The organism is Streptomyces sp. NPDC006372 (genome assembly GCF_040612515.1).
In the GTDB taxonomy this organism is placed as follows: domain Bacteria; phylum Actinomycetota; class Actinomycetes; order Streptomycetales; family Streptomycetaceae; genus Streptomyces.
This window is the reverse complement of record NZ_JBEXQJ010000003.1, coordinates 399,995-417,076: the sequence shown is the minus strand read 5'-3', so window position 1 is coordinate 417,076 and position 17,082 is coordinate 399,995. Positions and strand designations below refer to the sequence as shown.

Here is a 17,082-nt window from a genome sequence, read left to right as displayed (position 1 = left end):
CGACGAGGAGCCGGGATGACCACCGACGCGACCGGGACCAGTGTCACCGAGCAGGCGGTCGCCAGTCTCGGCGCGACCGCCGACCCGCGGCTGCGCGAGCTGCTCACCGGCCTCGTCCGGCATCTGCACGACTTCGCGCGCGAGACCCGGCTCACCCAGCAGGAGTGGGAGCGCGCCATCGCCTTCCTCACAGCGACCGGGCAGGCCTGCACCGACACCCGGCAGGAGTTCATCCTGCTGTCGGACGTGCTCGGCCTGTCCATGCTCCTGGAGACCGTCCACGGCCGGCACACGCCCGGAGCCACCGAGTCGACCGTGCTGGGCCCCTTCCACATGACCGAGTCCCCGGTCCGCGCCCTCGGCGACGACATCGACCTGGTCGGCGGCGGCGAGCCGTGCGTCGTCAGCGGCCGGGTCCTGTCCGAGGACGGCACACCGCTGCCGGGCGCCGCCGTCGACGTCTGGCAGGCGGACGACAAGGGCTACTACGACGTCCAGCAGCCGGACGTCCAGCCCGCCGGCAACGGGCGCGGACTGTTCACCGCGGACGCCGAGGGCCGCTTCTGGTTCCGCACCTGTGTCCCGGCGCCGTACCCGATCCCCACCGACGGCCCCGTCGGCGACCTGCTGCGCGCGACCGGGCGGCACCCGTACCGTCCCGCGCACATCCACTTCATCGCCACCGCCGAGGGACACACGCCCGTCACCACGCACATTTTCGTGGCCGGGGGCGACTACCTCGACTCCGACGCGGTGTTCGCCGTGCGGCGGAGCCTGGTCCAGGACTTCGCGACCACCGACGACGCCTCCCTGGCACGGGAGTTCGGCGTGGCGAACCCCTTCCGGCAGGCCCGGTTCGACCTCGTCCTGGAGCGGGCGTCATGACCGCGCCGGGCGACTTCTTCCAGAGCGACTTCTCCTACGAGACGCGGCCCGTACGCGTCGTCTTCCGGCCCGGCGCGGCCGTCACCGCGACCCCGGGCGAGGCGGCGCGCCTCGGTCTGCGGCGGCTGCTCGTGGTGTGCGGAAGCCGGGGCGAGCGCGTCGCCCGGGCGGTCGCCGACGCGCTCGGCGACTCCTGCGCCGGGCTGCATGCCGAGGCCCGTATGCACGTACCCGTCGAGGACGCCGACCGGGCCGTCGCCGCGGTACGTGCCGCCGGGGCGGACGGGTGCGTCGCGGTCGGCGGCGGCTCCGCGATCGGGCTCGGCAAGGCGATCGCCCTGCGCACCGGTCTGCCGCTGATCGCCGTGCCCTCCACCTACTCGGGTTCCGAGATGACCCCGGTCTGGGGCCTGACCGAGCACGGCGCCAAACGCACCGGCCGCGACCCCGTCGTGCAGCCCCGCAGTGTCGTCTACGACCCCCGGCTCACCCTCTCCCTGCCCGTACCGCTGACCGTGACCAGCGGCGTCAACGCGCTGGCGCACGCCGTCGAGGCGCTGTACGCCCCGGACGCCTCGCCGCTGGTCTCGGTCATGGCCGAGGAGGGCGTGCGGGCGATGACCGAGGCGCTGCCGCGACTGGCCGCCGGCCCCAAGGACCTGGAGGCCCGCGGCCGGGCGCTGTACGCGGCCTGGCTGTGCGGCGCCTGCCTCGGCGCGACCACGATGGGGCTGCACCACAAGCTGTGCCACGTGCTGGGCGGCACGTACGGGCTGCCGCACGCCGAGACGCACACCGTCGTGCTGCCCTACGCCCTCGCCCACAACGCCCCCGCCGTCCCACAGGCGCTGACCGTGCTGCGCCGGGCACTCGACGCGGACGACGTACCGGGCGCCCTGTGGGAACTGTCCGGACGCCTCGGCGCGCCCCGTTCGCTCGCCGAACTCGGCCTGCGGGAAGACGATGTGGCACCGGCGGCGGACCGCGTCGCGGGCGAGCCGTACGCCAACCCCCGCCCGGTGACGGCGGAAGGGGCCCGGGCCGTGCTGCTCGCGGCGTACGAAGGAGGCCCGCCGGACACCACCGGGCTCCGGATCGCGGACACCGGCTGACCGCAAGGCTTCCTACCGTCATGGCATGACACAGACGCAGAAGATCCTCGTCACCGGTGCCACCGGAACCGTCGGCCGCCAGGTCGTCGCCGAACTGCTCGCCCGGGGCCACGAGGTGCGCGCCCTCACACGAGACGCCACGAAGGCCGGTCTCCCGGCCGGGGTGGAGGTGGCCGAGGGGGATCTGACCGAGCCCGGCACGCTGGCACCGGCCCTGGAGGGCGTCACCGGCCTCCACCTGATCACCTTCGGCGGGGCCTCCTTCACCCCGCTGGAGACCGGCCCGCGGATCCTGGAACTCGCCCGCTCGGCCGGTGTCCGCCGGATCACCGTGCTGCACGGCGGCGGGCCCACCCCGCTGGAGGACGCGGTGCGTGCCGACGACGGCATCGACTGGACCGTGCTCATGCCGGTCGAGTTCATGGCCAACGCCCTGGAGTGGGCGGACGGAATCGTCGCCTCGGGCGAGGTGCGGGAGCCGTTCGTCTCGAGGCTGAGTGCCATGGTCCACGAGGGTGACATCGGCGCCGTCGCCGCGGTCGCGCTCACGGAGGAGGGACACGGACGCCAGGAGTACGTGATCACCGGCCCCGAAGTGCTCACCGTGGGCGACAAGGTGACGGCCGTCGCCGCCGCCGTCGGCCGGGAGATCGCCCTCGTCGAGCTGACCGAGGAGCAGGCCGTCGCGGAGTGGCGGGCGGCGTACCTGCCGGAGGACGTGATCGGCTTCCTGCTCGAGGTGTACGGCAACACCCCCGAGGCGGGCCGTACGGTCTCGGACACCGTCGAGAAGGTCACCGGCCGCCCGGCCCGGACCTTCGCCCAGTGGGCCGCCGCACACGCCGACGCATTCAGGCCGTAAACCCTCTTGACTGTCTCGTATTGAGACACCTGTGTCCGAGCCCGGTCCGGCAAGATCGACAAAGGGGGTGTGACCGCAACAGGGTGCGGCCGTCGGCGGAACGCCGCCGCGCGGCCGTGCCACCCGAAGAAAGGTGAACCACATGGCCCTCGCACTGCTCCGGCGCCGGTGGCTCAAGGGCACCTCCGCCGCAGCGGCGGGCCTCGCCCTCCCCCTCCCGTCCGGCGCCGGCGCCGTGACCCGCGAGGTCGTCGACCCGATGGGCTCACCCCTGCCCGCCGCGGACGTCACCGTCACCGCACTGGACACCCACCGGGTGGCCGCCCGCGGGACGACCGACCCGTACGGCTACTTCCTCGCCGCGCTGCCACCCGGCCGGTACAGCCTGATGATCGCGGCGGAGGGCCTCCAGCCGCACCGCGAGACCATCGAGATCTCGACAGGCACTCCGACGCCCACCGAGCGGGTCTGGTTGCGACCGGCCGAGGCGCTCCAGCTGCCGACGCCCGGCACCTGGCTCTTCGACCCGCCGCACACCGCGATCCGGTTCATCGCCAAGCACGTCGGCATGGCCCATGTCCACGGCCGTTTCGAACGCTTCGAGGGCGGGATCCAGATCGCCCATGACATGGCCGAATCCCGGGTGCGCGTCCGCATCGACGCCTCCAGCATCACCACCGGCAACACCACCCGCGACAACCATCTGCGGTCCGGTGACTTCCTGGACGTCGAACGCTTCCCGTACATCGACTTCACCAGCACCCGCTTCGCCTACCGGGGCGGCAGCAAGTGGTCGCTGCTGGGCAGCCTCACCATGCACGGCGTCAGCCGCTCGGTCTCGCTGGACACGACGTACCTCGGCACCGTGAACGGCGGCTACGGCCAGGAACTGCGCTGCGCGGCCCTCGCGACGGCCGAACTGCACCGCGAGGACTTCACGTTGAACTGGCGTTCCATGCTGGCCCGGGGCATCGCGGTGGTCGGCCCGACGGTCCAACTGGAGCTGGACGTCCAGGCGATGTACCGCACCCACGACACCCCGACCCCGCCGGAATAGGAACCACCGTATCTCCGCCACCGCTGTCCCGGCTGTCAGCGGTGGCGCGGGGTGACCAGGCCGGATTCGTAGGCGCGGACCACGAGTTGAGCGCGGTCGCGGGCGTGGAGTTTCGTCATGGCCCGGTTGATATGGGTCTTCGCGGTCATCGGACTGATCACCATGCGGCCGGCGATCTGGTCGTTGGACAGGCCCTGTGCGGCCAGGGCGACCGCTTCCCGTTCACGGCTGGTCAGCTCCTCCAGCGCCGTACTGGTGGCCGGGGGTGGCTGGGTGACGTACCGGTGGATCAGCCTGCGGGTGAGGGAAGGGGCGAGCAGAGCGTCGCCACGGGCGGCTACCCGTACCGCGTGCAGGAGGTCCTCCGGCATGATGTCCTTGACCAGGAACCCGGCGGCACCGGCGCGCAGCGCGTCGAAGACGTACTCGTCCATGCCGTAGTTGGTCAGCATGACGACGTGCACACCGGCCAGGGACGGGTCCGCGGCGATGCGCCGGGTCGCCTCGATACCGTCCATGACCGGCATCTGGATGTCGATGAGTGCGACGTCGGGCAGGTGCTCCTCGAGGAGCACCAACCCCTCTTCGCCGTCGGCGGCTTCGGCCACGACCTCGATGTCGTCCTCGAGATCGAGCAGCGCGCGGAAGCCACTGCGGATGAGCGGCTGGTCGTCGACCAGCAGGACACGGATCATGAGGATCGCTCCACAGGGAGTTCGGCTCGGACGGTGAAACCGTGTCCGGTGCGCGGTCGCGCGCGTAGCCGGCCCCCGAGAGCGGTGACGCGTTCGCGCATCCCGAGCAGCCCGAGGCCGGGGGGCGGGGCGTCATCGGGGGTGGCCTTGCCGTCGTCGTCCACCTGGATGACAAGGGCGTCCGGCTCATAGGTGATGCGGACCGCCGCGATGGTGGCGCAGGCGTGCCGGGCGGTGTTGGTCAGCGCCTCCTGGATGATGCGGTAGGCGGTCCGTCCCACCGCGGCCGGCACGTCCTGCCGGGGCCCTTCGATCGTCAGCGTCGCGTCGAGACCCATCGAACCGGCGCGCTCCACGAGTTCCGGTACGTGCTCGAGACTCTGCGGCGGTGTCGGGTCGTCGTCGCGCAGGGCTTCCAGGGTCGCGCGCAGCTCCCGGGTCGCCTCCCGTCCGGCCTTCTGGATCGCCAGCAGCGTCTCGGGCACCGGCTCGCCGCGCCTGCGGGCGACATGGACGGCGACCTCGGACTGCACCTTGATGACCGAGATCTGGTGGGTGAGCGCATCGTGCAGTTCCCGCGCGATGCGCAGCCGCTCCTCGTCGGCGCGGCGCCGCGCGGTCTCCTCCCGGGTGCGCTCGGCTTCGTCCGCCCGCCGCTCGGCCTGCCGCAACGCCTCCCCGGCGGCGAACGCGGCGATCAGCCAGGCGATTTCCAGCACGTTCCGGGCCTGCGCGAACGCCTGGCGCGCCGGCCCTTCGCGGAAGACCAGCGCCGTGAGGGGGAGGACGACGAGCAGGGACACGGACGCCGCTACCGTCAGGGCACGGTGCCCGGCCCGCACGGCGCCGTACACCGCGATCAGATACGAGACGGCGAGCACCTCGATTCCCGCCGCCTCGTACCCCACCGCGCACAGACCGGTGACGGCCAGCACGGCAATCGGAGCCCTCCGACGGGCGACCAGCGTCAGGCCGCCCGCCGCCGCCAGTACGGCGCCGACCAGCTCACGCTCCCCAGCCGGGTGCTGCCCGGACAACCCCGTCCCCAGCAGCAGTGCCGCCACGCCGACGGCGATCGCCCAGTCCAGGGCACCGGCCGGGACACGAAAACCCCCTGTGTCCATGCGCGCACCCTAGCCGGACGCCGGTGCGGGCGAGTCCCGCCCACGGAGGAGCGACCGGCTACCACGCCCGCGGTACTCGTCGGCCGCTTGCCGCAGACGCGGCAGCCGACTGCCCTGCCGGCGGCAGTCCGAAAAGACCGCGCCCGCCGGACGACCGGCGGCGCGGCCGGCAGTCACGATCGAGGCCCGACGACACCGCGGCTTCCCCGCGCCAGAACGAGGAGAGTGGCATGAGCGCAACAGATGTCCTTATGGTGGCCGCTGAGGGCGGAGCCATCGGTGACGGGCGGACAGGGGCCAACCTGGCCCTGGGCGTAGGTCTGATCGGCGTGGTCATCGGCCGGCTGGCCGTGGCACGTGCCGCCGGCCGCATCAGCACCGGCAACGCGCGCACCGGCGCCATGACAGCCATGGCGGTGGGCCTGGTCTGCGTGGCCCTCGCGGTGCTGCATCTGGCCACCTCCAGCGGTGGCCCGGGCACGGGCAACGGGATGGTGGGGGCCGTCGCGGCCATCCCGCTGGGGCTGATCGCCGTGATTTTCGGCAGGCGCGCTCTCACCCGGTCCCGACGCGCTGAGCGGACCGCCGACGGCTACGAACGCGAGCGGGAGTTCGGGCCCTCCTGAGAGGAATAATCCCTGGCCCGGTTCCGCTGCGCTTCCCTACACTCACCGAGTATCCAGTGCCGCCCACGACTTGAGCGGGCGCGCACCGTCGTGACGAACGAAGGGAGACGGCCATGCGTGACCACACCGCTGTCACCGTCTCCCTGTCGCGCTACGAGGTGATCCTCGTGTCCTCGTCGCTCCGGTGCCCGCTGCGCGGCCGGTGCCGGATGACCGGGACGAACGTCTGAGACCACGGGACCCTGACAAGACGGCAGGGCCTTGTGGTGCCCTGCCCTGCTCGCCCCGAAATCGCGCTGCCCCTTTTCTGAACGCTTCGAAAGGCCCTGGGCCGTGCGCACTCACCACAACCCGCTCGCCGTCGTCCGCAACCTCGGCATCCTCGCCCACGTCGACGCCGGCAAGACCACCGTCACCGAACGGATCCTGTTCGCCACCGGAACCACGCACAAGCGGGGCGAGGTCCATGACGGCACCACCGTCACGGACTTCGACCCGCAGGAACGGGACCGGGGCATCACCATCTTCGCCGCGGCCGTGAGCTGTGCGTGGGACGGTCACCGGATCAACCTGATCGACACCCCGGGGCACGTCGACTTCGCCGACGAGGTCGAGCGTGCGCTGCGGGTCCTCGACGGGACGGTGGCCGTGTTCGACGCGGTGGCCGGGGTGGAACCGCAGAGTGAGTCGGTGTGGCGGCAGGCCGACCGGCACGGGGTTCCGCGGATCGCCTTCGTCAACAAGATGGACCGTGCCGGTGCCGACCTCGACGCGGCCGTCGCGTCGATCCGGGAGCGACTGCATCCGGCGCCGCTGGTGGTGCAACTGCCGGTCGGCTCGGAGGACACCTTCACCGGTGTCGTCGACCTCGTCCGCATGCGCGCCCTGCTGTGGTCCGACGGCGACGCCTTCGAGGACGCGCCGGTGCCGGACGCCCTGCGGGACGAAGCCCTCGCACGCCGCCGGGTGCTGGAGGAGACCGTGGCGGAACTCCATCCGGGCGCCCTGGAGGAGTTCTGCGACACCGGCACGCTCTCCGAGCGGAGCCTCTCCGCGGCGCTGCGGGACCTGACCCGGGACGGTGCCGGAGTGGTCGTGCTGTGCGGCTCCGCCTACCGCAACCGCGGGGTCGAGCCGCTGCTCGACGCGGTCGTGGCCTACCTGCCGTCGCCGCTGGACGTGCCGCCGGTCCGGGGCACGGCCGACGGTGACGAGCAGGAGCGGGCCGCCGACCCCACGGCGCCTACGGCCGCCCTCGCGTTCAAGGTGCACGCCACCCCTACAGGACGGCTGACCTACCTGCGGATCTACTCCGGGACGATCGAGAAGGGAGACACCCTGTGGGACGCGAGCGCGGGACGCACCGAGCGGATCGGCCGGATCCTGCGCGTCCAGGCCGACCGGCACGCCCCGCTGGACCGGGCGGTCGCCGGGGACATCGTCGCCGTCGTGGGGCTCAAGTCGGCCCGCGCCGGCTCGACCCTCTGCGCGCCGGACGCCCCGCTGTTGCTGGAGCCTCCGGGTGTGCCCGAGCCGGTGGTGTCGGTCGCGGTCGAGTCCCGCGGGGCCGGTGACACCGACCGTCTGGCGTCGGGGCTGGCGCGGCTCACCGAGGAGGATCCCTCGCTGGTCGTACGGACCGATCCGGAGACCGGGCAGACCGTGCTGTCCGGGATGGGGGAACTACACCTGGAGGTGGCGGTGGAGAAGCTCCGGCGCGAGCTGGGGCTGGCGGTCAACGTCGGACGCCCCCGGGTCAGTTACCGCGAGACCGTCGGCCGGGGCGTGTCCGGACTGGTGTACCGGCACGTCAAACAGGATGGCGGCGCCGGGCAGTTCGCCCATGTCGTCCTCGATGTCGAGCCGCTCGCGGAGGGCGGGTTCGAGTTCCGCTCGGCCGTGGTCGGCGGACGCGTGCCGCAGGAGTACGTCCGCGCGGTCGAGGCCGGTTGCCGTGACGCCCTCACCGAGGGCCCGCTCGGCGGGCACCCGGTGACCGGGCTGCGCGTCACGCTCACCGACGGTTCGACGCATGTGAAGGACTCCTCGGACACGGCGTTCCGCACGGCCGGCCGGTTCGGCCTCCGTCAGGCTCTGCGCGCCTGCGCGATGGTCCTGCTGGAGCCGGTCGTCGAGGTCACGGTCACCGTGCCCGAGGACGCGCTGGGCGGGGTGCTCGGCGACCTCGCGGCCCGGCGCGGCAAGGTCACCGGGTCGGAGACCCGCGCGGGCGCCGCGGTCGTCACCGCCACCGTGCCGCTGGCCGAACTGTTCGGCTACGCGACCCGGTTGCGCAGCCGAACCCAGGGGCGTGGCACCTTCACGACCCGGCCTACCGGGTACGCGCCGGCGCCGGTCGTGACACCGGTGCGGTAGTACGGCGCCGGCCCCTCCGGAAGAGGAGGGGCCGGTGTCCCTCAGGGGGCCGACACACCGTGGACGGCACGCCGTACTCCGCCCCGGTGGATTTCCGGTTGCCCCGGACACCGCCTCCTGCCAACCTCGCGATCATGCCCACCTTCACCGCCTCCGACGGCACCACCCTCGCCTACCACGTGACGGGCGACGGCCCGCCCCTGGTCTGCCTCCCAGGGGGTCCCATGCAGGACTCCGTGTATCTGGGGGAGTTGGGGGGCCTGACAGCCCACCGCACCCTGATTCGGCTGGACCTCAGGGGCACCGGCCGGTCCGCGGTACCGGGGGACACGGCGTCGTACCGCTGCGACCGGCAGGTCGCGGATGTCGAGGCGCTGCGCGAGGAGTTGGGGCTGGAGCGGATGGACCTGCTCGCTCACTCGGCCGGTGCGAACCTGGCCGCGCTGTACACGGCCCGGCACCCGGACCGCGTGGCGCGGCTCGCCCTCGTCACGCCCAGCGTCTTCGCCGTCGGCCTCGGCATCACGGCCGAGGACCGGCTGGAGACGGCACGCCTGCGCCGGGACGAACCCTGGTTCGCCCCGGCGTACACGTCCCTGGAGGCGATCACGTCCGGCCGGGCGACGGCGGACGACTGGGGCGCCGTCGCCCCGTTCTGGTACGGCCGCTGGGACGACGCGGCGCGGGCGTTCCGCGCGGCGGAGGAGCACCAGCGCAACGACGAGGCCGCGGCCCTGTACGCCTCCGACGGCGCCTTCGATCCCGACACGACCAGGGCCGCACTCGCCGGGTCTCCTTCGCCAGTACTCGTCCTCGCCGGGGAGTACGACGTGGCGGGGCCCGCGCGAGTGATGAAGGAGTACGCGGGCCTCTTCCCGAGGGCTGAACTGGCCGTGCAGGACGGGGCCGGGCATTTTCCCTGGCTCGACGGTCCGCAGCGGTTCGTCAGCGCCTTGGCGGCCTTTCTGGACGAGGCCGGTAGCGTCAGCGGTCAGTGAACTCCGATGACGGGACGTGGCCAGGGGAGTACTGCGGACAAGACCGGTGGCGGTGACGACAGTTATCTTGGGTGGTGTAGATCACTCGCAGGTTGGGGGCGGCAGCATGGGGCTGGAAAACGACAAGATCATTTCTCAGGTCGACAACCTGCTGCAGGGCAGGGTCGTCATTCCCTCCATCCAGCGCGACTTCGTCTGGATGAGGCCCGACGTACGTGATCTTTTCGATTCTCTCTACCGGGGCTACCCGGTCGGTGCCCTGCTGCTCTGGAAGACCAACCTGACAGTCCCCTTCAAGACTGCCGCCGTCGTCCAGGCCGACAAGTCGAAGCATCAGCCTCTCTATCTGCTGGACGGACAACAGCGGTTGTCCTCCCTCGCCTGGGTGTACCGGCCTGAGTCGAAGGCCGACGGCCGGCTCATCGACCTGCGCTTCGACGTGCGGACCGAGGAGTTCGTCAACCCGAGCGCCGTACAGCGCAAGGATCCGCTGCTGATCCCGGTATCGACGCTTCTCCAGGAGAACGTGCAGTTCTACCAGGTCCTGCTCAAGGCGGGGGTGCCGCTCGACGATCCGAACTTCGACGCCTGGACCCGGCGGATGCAGAAGGTGAACAACATCCGGCATCACCAGATCGCCGTCATCACCTACGAGTCCGACGACTACGAGGAGGTCGCCGAGCTCTTCGCCCGGCTGAACAAGGGCGGCCGGCGGCTTTCCAAGGGCGATCTCGTGTACAGCGCCATCGCGGCTCGCTGGGCCGACGGCCTGGACACCATGGACTCCTTCCACCAGGAACTGCAGGACAGCAACTTCCCCCTGAACCGGGAAGCCGTCCTGCGCCTCATGAGCCTCCTGGCGGGAACCGGCGCCCATCACATCAAGCTCATCGGGGCGGACGTGGACGAAGCCGCGCTGAAGGAGGCCTGGCAGGACACGGAGAGGGCCCTGCGCTTCGCCATCGACTTCCTGAAGAGCGAGTGTTCGGTCCCCCGGTCCGAGGTTCTCTCGTCGCCGAACGTCACGATCGTGCCCGCCCTGCTGCTGCACCACCGGAACGGCAAGCTCCGCCCCGGAGAGGCCCAGCTGTTGCGCCGCTGGGTGTACACGGCGATGGCGTTCAGCCACTACTCCCTGCAGGTCGAGGGCAAGCTCGATGCGGAGGCCAGGCTGATCAAATCGCGCGAGGGAGAGGGCCTGTTCGCCGAGCTCATCCGCCGGGCCTCCGGCACGCGGTCTCTGGACAGCGCACTGCACCCGAGGGACTTGGAGCAGAAGTACTCCACGCACCCCTTCTTCAAGCTGCTCTACATCGCCGCGCTCCGCGGCACGGCACGGGACTGGGCAACCAACATCGCCATCAGTGACCAGCCCATGAACACGGGTGCCAACATCGAGTTCCACCACGTGTTTCCGCGCGCCCGGGTCCAGGGAACGTACGCGAAGGAGGAGTGGAACAGCCTCGCCAACCTGGCCTTCATTACCGGCCAGACCAACAAGATGATCTCCTCAAGGCTGCCCGACCAGTACATGACGGAGATCGCTTCGGAACGTCTGGCCGAACAGTGGATCCCCGAGGAGCCGGAGTTGTGGTCCCTCGACCGCTTTCCCGACTTCCTGGCCGCACGCAGGCGCTCGCTGGCCAATGTCCTCAACGAGTTGCTGGGTCTTCCCCGTTATGACGCGCAGGCCGCCCACCGGGACACCGACGAGCTGCCCGCCGACGAGGAGCTGATCGCGGAGGACCCGGCCGCACCCACTCTGGTCGGGGCAGAGGTGCAAAAGCTCCGTACCGAGCAGGGGGTCGAGATCCACGCGGTCTACGAGGGCCGCCGTACCCAGGCCTACTACGACCCCTCGTCCCGCACGGTGACCATTCCCTCAGGTCCTGGTCGCGGTGACTACGAGACTCCCAGCGGGGCGGCAGTCGCCGTGGTGCACGCCCTCAACCCGCACGTCAATCCGAACCGCAACGGCTGGTCGTTCTGGACCGTCACTGCCACGGGGCAGCTGTTGCAGAGCATTCGGTAGCGGACAGCACTTCTCTTCCGCCCCGCCTATGCGCCTCCGCGCTCATGCGGCCTGACGTAGGTGTGTCCCTTCGGGAGCTTGTGAGTTCTGGTAAGGTCCGCGCTCCGGTGAGCCTCGGCGTACGCGGCTTGGGCCGTATCGCTGGCCTGCTTGCCCAGGTGCTCGATCTTCATCAGGTGCCCGGCCACGCCGTGCCGGGAAGAGGCGCTCGGCAGATGTACGACCCGTTGATTCTTCGGCTTGGGCAGTACGAAGGGCGTGTAGCAGACGAGACGGACCGTTCTCTCGCCCGGACGGGCCGGAAAGTGGAGAACGCCGTCGGCCGCGCAGCTTCCCGTTCGCCAGGTGAGGCGCTTTCGGTTGATGAGCCCGTTCACCGAAGCCCGGATCGCGTCGTTTGAGTACTGTCCGGATGCGCCACGGCTTCGAACCCCGCGGATCAGGTTCTCCACCGGCAGCAGCGCGCTGCCCGCCGCGTCCAGATAGCCGAGCTTGCGGATCGTCGCCTGCACCAGCACATCGAGTGACGCACCGACACCAGCCGGGCTGTACGTCAGGCTGGTGGGGAGTTCACGGGCGATGATGCGGGGGTCGTACTCGTAAGGGAACCTCGTTTTCGCGATGAAGACCGGACGTTCCAGCGGAGTGAGGAACAGGCGCAGCCTGCTCCGGTCGAGCTTGGCCGTGATCCGTGTGCCCGGCATGAGTTCCGCCCGCGGCCAGCGGATCCCTCGGAGGTGCTCTTTGGTGACCTTCTTGCGGAGGGAATCAAGCAGCACTGTGGGGAAGGCGCGGCCGTCGTGAAGATGCACCACTTTCGCTGTCCGGATCCGGCGTGCGGCCTGCGCGGGCAGTGGACACTGGCCTTGGTCCAGGTGACGCCGACGGATCACGAACGTCCACTGGAGTTCGGAGGTCGTCTCGACCACGTCATGAGGTTGGCCCGGATCCGGTTGCCGGACAAGCACCACCTGGTCGAGCCCTGAGGTCTTTGCCTCTTCAATATCGTCAAGAGGCGCGGCGCCGGCTCCGGTCGTGGAATCAGCCTCGCGGCCCCCGGTCGCGTTGGTGACTCTTTGCCGATGGCAGTCTGCGCAGTGGGGGTGTTTTCTGCCCGCACTCGTGGTCTTGATCGCGACCACGACGTCCGTGGTCACGCGCCCGCATTGGCTGCAGGAGAAGGACACCGGCTCGGACATCCTCTGCAGAGTCCAGCGGACATGGGTGCGCATGCTCTCCAGGACCTTTACCCCCAGGAACTGTGCGTCCTCAGAACTCACGATCGGCCCCCTACTGCTGCACGGAATCGCCGTGCCCCGCCCTGATCCGGTGGTCGTGCGCCACCCGTCAACGTCGGCTGCTGAGGCGTCAAGGGTGGCGATCAACCTGTTCCACGTTCGCGTGCGGACGTGAAAAACTGGTGAAGAGTCTGCCTGAATCGTGGCGGCATCACCAGATCAGCAGGCCCCTCGCTTCACACCCCCGCCTCCGCCAGGAACGGGCTCGGCTTGCCGGACCAGGAGACGTACAGGCTGTCGCGAGCCCGCGTGCAGGCTACGAACAGCAGGCAGCGTTCCGACAGCATGTCCGTCTCGTGCTGCTTGGTGTCCACCTCGGGTGGTGTGACCGCCTTCGGGAACGGCAGCGCGTCCTCGGTGACGCCGATGACCGCGACGCAGCGGAACTCCAGGCCCTTGAACGAGTGCATGGTTCCGACCCGCACGGCCGTCGTCCCGTCCCCGGTGGCGATGTCGGCGGCGCGCAGTGTGGCGGCGGGAACGCCGGCGTCCTTCAGACGCGCCACGGCCTTCGCGCACGTCTTGTTGAAGCGGGCGCTCACCCCGATCTCCCCGGCGCCCACACCCGCGTCCCGCCACGCCCTCACTTGGTCGACGAGCATGTCCAGTTCGACCTCCTCCGTCGGCGCGTCCCGTACGACGGGCCCGTCGCCGTGGAGGGCGGAGCGGTAACCGAGCAGGGTGTCGCGACGGCCCTCGTCGTCCAGTTGGGCGATCGGACGGCCGATCAGCAGGGCGGTGGACCAGCGCAGGATCTCCTGGGTGCTGCGGTAGTTCTTGCGCAGCTTCACCGACCGCCCGGTCACCTTGATGCCGAGCGACTTCAGCGACACCTTCGAGTCGTAGATGCGCTGGTGCGGGTCGCCCGCGATGAACAGGTCGTCCGGGCGGGCCGGGACGGCCGCGCGCAGCAGCCGCCACTGCGCCGGGTGCAGGTCCTGCGCCTCGTCCACCACGACGTGCCGGTACGGCGGTCCCTTCTCCTCCAGCAGCCGTGCGGCCTCCGCGCACGTCTGCAGCCAGGTCCGGGCCCCGTCCGCGGCGAGGCCGGCCGTGAAGCGCTCCACCGTCTCCCACACCAGCGGCCGCTCGGCGGCCGTCAGCCGGCTGCCCCGCCCCCGCCGGTCCGCCGCCTCGTACTCGGCCAGGGTGGTGATGCCCTGCGCCAGGACGACGTGCCGATACTCCTGAGCCAGGAACTGCGCGCTGCCGGTGAAGCCCGTCGCCTTGGCGGCCTTGCCCCAGCGGCTCACCTCCTCGTTGCTCATCAGCGGCCGCAGCGGTACCGCGTCCGGTGCCTCCGCGACGACCCGGCTCGCGAAGCCGTCGACGGTTGAGATGTCCACGCGTTCGCGCAGTTCCGGGTCGTCCACCAGGGACTCCAGCCCCGCCCGGAGCGCGTTGACGAGCGCGTTGGTGTAGGTGGTGAGGAGGATGCGGTCACCCTCGCGCAGGTGGCCGAGCAGGTGTTTCACCCGGTGCAGCGCGACGACGGTCTTACCGGTGCCTGGACCGCCCGTGACCTGCGCGGGACCCGAGTACGACGCCCGGTAGGCCACCTTCCGCTGCGAGGGGTGCAGGAAGACCCGCCAGGCCGCGAAGGGCTTCTCGAGGATGTCCCGCAGCTCCTCCGGAGCCGTCACCAGCGCGATGCGGGCCCGGCTGTGCCGGATCGCCGTCTCGTAGTCGCGTGTGTCCACCGGCTGCGTGGACGCCTGCAGGGCGGGTGCCACGATGTCCTGCCAGACCTCCTCGACCGTGCAGCCCGCGGCGAGGTACTGCAGTACCTCCCGCTGGTCCTGCGGCAGTAGCGGCGCGAAGACGTCCAGCTGTTCCTGGTCGACCAGCGAACGGGCCTGCCGCAGTGTCTCGTCGTCGATGCCGAGCGCTTTCAGGTCCCCGTCGGAGAACTTCGCGAACAACCGCTCCTTCGACGAGGTCTCGGCCACCCGCTCGTACGCCGGCGTGATCTCGTCGAGGGTCGCCGCGTCCCGGATCTCGACGGCCCGCGTCACCTCGTTGATGCTGGACTTCTGCTTCAGTGCCCAGGCGATGGCCTTGTCGTGCGGCATGACCCGCAGCAGGACGAACGTGTCCCCGGAGGGCGGCGCCAGCACCACCCCGCGCCAGAACTGGTCGATGCGGATCGTCCGGATCTGCTTGTCCTTCGCCTTCGTCAGGCTCTCCAGTTTCAGCCCCGGGTCCTTGAAGAGCTGGTCCAGGGTGAACCGGCCGAACTTCTCCCAGGCGTCCAGGACGCCCTTCCTGACCGGCGGCTGGAGCTTGGGAAGTTCAGCGAAGAAGCCGATGTCGAAGGCGAGTTGCGGCATGCGGGGATCCTAGTGGGACGGGCGGGCTGCGGTGAGAGGAAGGAGCAGGTCAGGGAGGGGAACCGGCTCCGCCACCATCGAGATCCAGACGGATCACGGCCAGCGTCTCGGCGACCTCGGCGGTGAGTTCGTCGTCCGGGCCATAAACCACGCACAGGTCCGCGTGCAGTGGCTCCAGGACGGTGAAGGCGTCGGCGGCCCGCTGCTGTGCGAGCAGCAACATGCCGATGTCCCGGCGCAGCTCCACCGCGTTCTCGCTCACGTCGCCGTCGACGGCGCGGACGGCGTCGAGCACGCCGTGCAGCCCGGCCAGCGCCTCGGTCACCTGGCCGAGTTCGCCACGGCAGCGCGCCGCCTGCGCCCGGCACTCCAGGGCCTCCTCGCTGCTCCGGCCGCTCACCCGCGCGTAGGCGTCGGCGAGCGCCTCGAACTCCGGCAGCGCGGCCCGGTGGTCGCCCGCCAGCTGACGGCTGACCGCCTGCCGCGTACGCAGCCGCAGAACGGCCTTGTTCTCCGAGCCGAGGGCCCGTGCGGCCGGTTCGATCATCTCGCCCACCACCTCGGCGGCCTGCGCGTACCGCTCCTCCTCCATCAGGGCCAGGTAGTGAGCGTGCACCTCGCGGATCTGCTCCCGCAGCGCCTCCCGCTCGGCCGCGGGGACGACGGGCGGCGCCGCGTCCGGTCCGGCGGCGGACACGGGCGCCTGCGCGCTCGCGGTGCCGGTGCGTGAACGGGGCGCGTAGGGGCGCCGGAAGATGCCGGTCGGGTCGGGTGCCCCGGCGAGCCCCGCCACCTCGGGTTCGGACTCCTCGCCGGGCACCGGCAGGAAGGGCCGCAGCCGCTCGTACACCTCCTGCACGTCTGCCGGGCGTGCCTCGGGCGCCTTGCGCAGCAGGTGCAGGACGAGGCCCTCCAGGGCTTCCGGTACATCGGCCCGCAGCCCGCGCAGCGGCACCGGGGCCGCGTTGACGTGCTGCATCATCAGCTGCCACTCACTGTCGCCGCTGAACAGCGTCTGTCCGCAGAGCAGTTCGTGCAACACACAGCCGAGCGCGTACAGGTCGGTGCGCGGCGTGACCCGCCCGCCGCGCACCTGCTCCGGCGCCATGTACTGGTGCGTCCCGACCGGGCTGCCCGTCGCGGTCAGCTTGGTGACATCCGTGCGGAGAATCGCCGCGATGCCGAAGTCCAGCACCTTCACCGTGCCGTCCCGGGCGACCAGGATGTTGCCCGGCTTCAGGTCACGGTGGACGACGGGCACGTCGTGCGCGTACGACAGCACGGTCGCGACCTGCGCCGCAACGGCCACCGCCCAGCTGACCGGGAGCGGCGGCCGGTCCGGGTGCACGTACGTGGTCAGCGGCACGCCGTCGACCAGTTCCATCACCAGGAACAGCTGCTCGTACGACTCGTCGAGCACCGCGTCGAACACCTGGGGCACGCCCGGGTGCTGGATGCGGGCGGTGACCCGCGCCTCGCGCCGGAACCGCTTCTCGAACTCCTCCGCCAGGTGCGGCGACGTCACGGCCTGCGGACGGATCAGCTTCACGGCGACCGGCCGGTCCAGCACGGCGTCGTAGCCGCGCCACACGTCCCCCATGCCGCCGTGACTGAACTGCTCAAGCAGTTCGTAACGCCCTGCGATCCGTCGTCCGTCCGGCACCTGGTCCTGGCCCCCGCCCGCGTC

Annotated in this window: 13 protein-coding genes; 8 read left to right on the top strand and 5 right to left on the bottom strand. The window is 70.9% G+C overall.

What is annotated here, in order from left to right; all coding sequences use genetic code 11:
* Positions 1–15: 15 nt before the first annotated feature.
* From ABZ016_RS08985 to ABZ016_RS08970, 4 genes are all read left to right on the top strand, one after another.
* Positions 16–885, top strand: coding sequence for an intradiol ring-cleavage dioxygenase (locus ABZ016_RS08985; protein WP_356915859.1), 870 nt, complete (start codon positions 16–18; stop codon positions 883–885).
* The gene (locus ABZ016_RS08980) at positions 882–1,997 is read left to right on the top strand and encodes a maleylacetate reductase (protein ID WP_356915858.1); all 1,116 of its coding nucleotides are present in this window, start codon (positions 882–884) and stop codon (positions 1,995–1,997) included. Before ABZ016_RS08985 ends, ABZ016_RS08980 begins: the two co-directional genes overlap by 4 nt.
* A 25-nt stretch (positions 1,998–2,022) precedes the next feature.
* Positions 2,023–2,859 (top strand): NAD(P)H-binding protein, encoded by an 837-nt coding sequence (locus ABZ016_RS08975; RefSeq protein WP_356915857.1) that lies wholly within the window; start codon positions 2,023–2,025, stop codon positions 2,857–2,859.
* A 142-nt stretch (positions 2,860–3,001) separates the two neighbouring features.
* Positions 3,002–3,916 (top strand): YceI family protein, encoded by a 915-nt coding sequence (locus ABZ016_RS08970; RefSeq protein WP_356915856.1) that lies wholly within the window; start codon positions 3,002–3,004, stop codon positions 3,914–3,916.
* A gap of 35 nt (positions 3,917–3,951) precedes the next feature.
* Here ABZ016_RS08970 and ABZ016_RS08965 read toward each other — a convergent pair whose 3' ends face one another.
* Positions 3,952–4,611 (bottom strand): response regulator transcription factor, encoded by a 660-nt coding sequence (locus ABZ016_RS08965; RefSeq protein ID WP_356915855.1) that lies wholly within the window; start codon positions 4,609–4,611, stop codon positions 3,952–3,954.
* The gene (locus tag ABZ016_RS08960; RefSeq protein ID WP_356915854.1) at positions 4,608–5,735 is read right to left on the bottom strand and encodes a sensor histidine kinase; all 1,128 of its coding nucleotides are present in this window, start codon (positions 5,733–5,735) and stop codon (positions 4,608–4,610) included. Before ABZ016_RS08960 ends, ABZ016_RS08965 begins: the two co-directional genes overlap by 4 nt.
* A 230-nt stretch (positions 5,736–5,965) precedes the next feature.
* Between ABZ016_RS08960 and ABZ016_RS08955 the strand changes: the two genes are divergently transcribed.
* The 4 genes from ABZ016_RS08955 to ABZ016_RS08940 all read left to right on the top strand — a co-directional run bounded on the left by ABZ016_RS08955 (position 5,966) and on the right by ABZ016_RS08940 (position 11,767).
* Complete coding sequence (locus ABZ016_RS08955; protein ID WP_356915853.1) at positions 5,966–6,361, top strand: DUF6223 family protein; 396 nt, start codon at positions 5,966–5,968, stop codon at positions 6,359–6,361.
* A gap of 333 nt (positions 6,362–6,694) precedes the next feature.
* Entirely contained in the window at positions 6,695–8,737 is a 2,043-nt protein-coding gene (fusA, locus tag ABZ016_RS08950) for an elongation factor G (RefSeq protein WP_356915852.1), read from the top strand.
* 134 nt (positions 8,738–8,871) lie between these two features.
* Positions 8,872–9,735 carry an alpha/beta hydrolase gene (locus ABZ016_RS08945; protein WP_356915851.1) on the top strand — a complete coding sequence of 288 codons (864 nt, stop codon included), beginning with the start codon at positions 8,872–8,874 and terminating at the stop codon, positions 9,733–9,735.
* Between the two features lie 106 nt (positions 9,736–9,841).
* Positions 9,842–11,767 (top strand): DUF262 domain-containing protein, encoded by a 1,926-nt coding sequence (locus ABZ016_RS08940; protein ID WP_356915850.1) that lies wholly within the window; start codon positions 9,842–9,844, stop codon positions 11,765–11,767.
* A 26-nt stretch (positions 11,768–11,793) separates the two neighbouring features.
* Here ABZ016_RS08940 and ABZ016_RS08935 read toward each other — a convergent pair whose 3' ends face one another.
* From ABZ016_RS08935 to ABZ016_RS08925, 3 genes are all read right to left on the bottom strand, one after another.
* A complete protein-coding gene (locus ABZ016_RS08935; protein ID WP_356915849.1) occupies positions 11,794–12,966 on the bottom strand; it encodes a hypothetical protein in 1,173 nt (390 codons plus the stop codon).
* Positions 12,967–13,241: 275 nt separating this feature from the next.
* Positions 13,242–15,395 (bottom strand): DEAD/DEAH box helicase, encoded by a 2,154-nt coding sequence (locus ABZ016_RS08930; RefSeq protein WP_356915848.1) that lies wholly within the window; start codon positions 15,393–15,395, stop codon positions 13,242–13,244.
* A gap of 49 nt (positions 15,396–15,444) precedes the next feature.
* On the bottom strand, positions 15,445–17,058 hold the full coding sequence (locus ABZ016_RS08925) for a serine/threonine-protein kinase (RefSeq protein WP_356915847.1): 1,614 nt from the start codon (positions 17,056–17,058) through the stop codon (positions 15,445–15,447).
* Positions 17,059–17,082 lie beyond the last annotated feature (24 nt).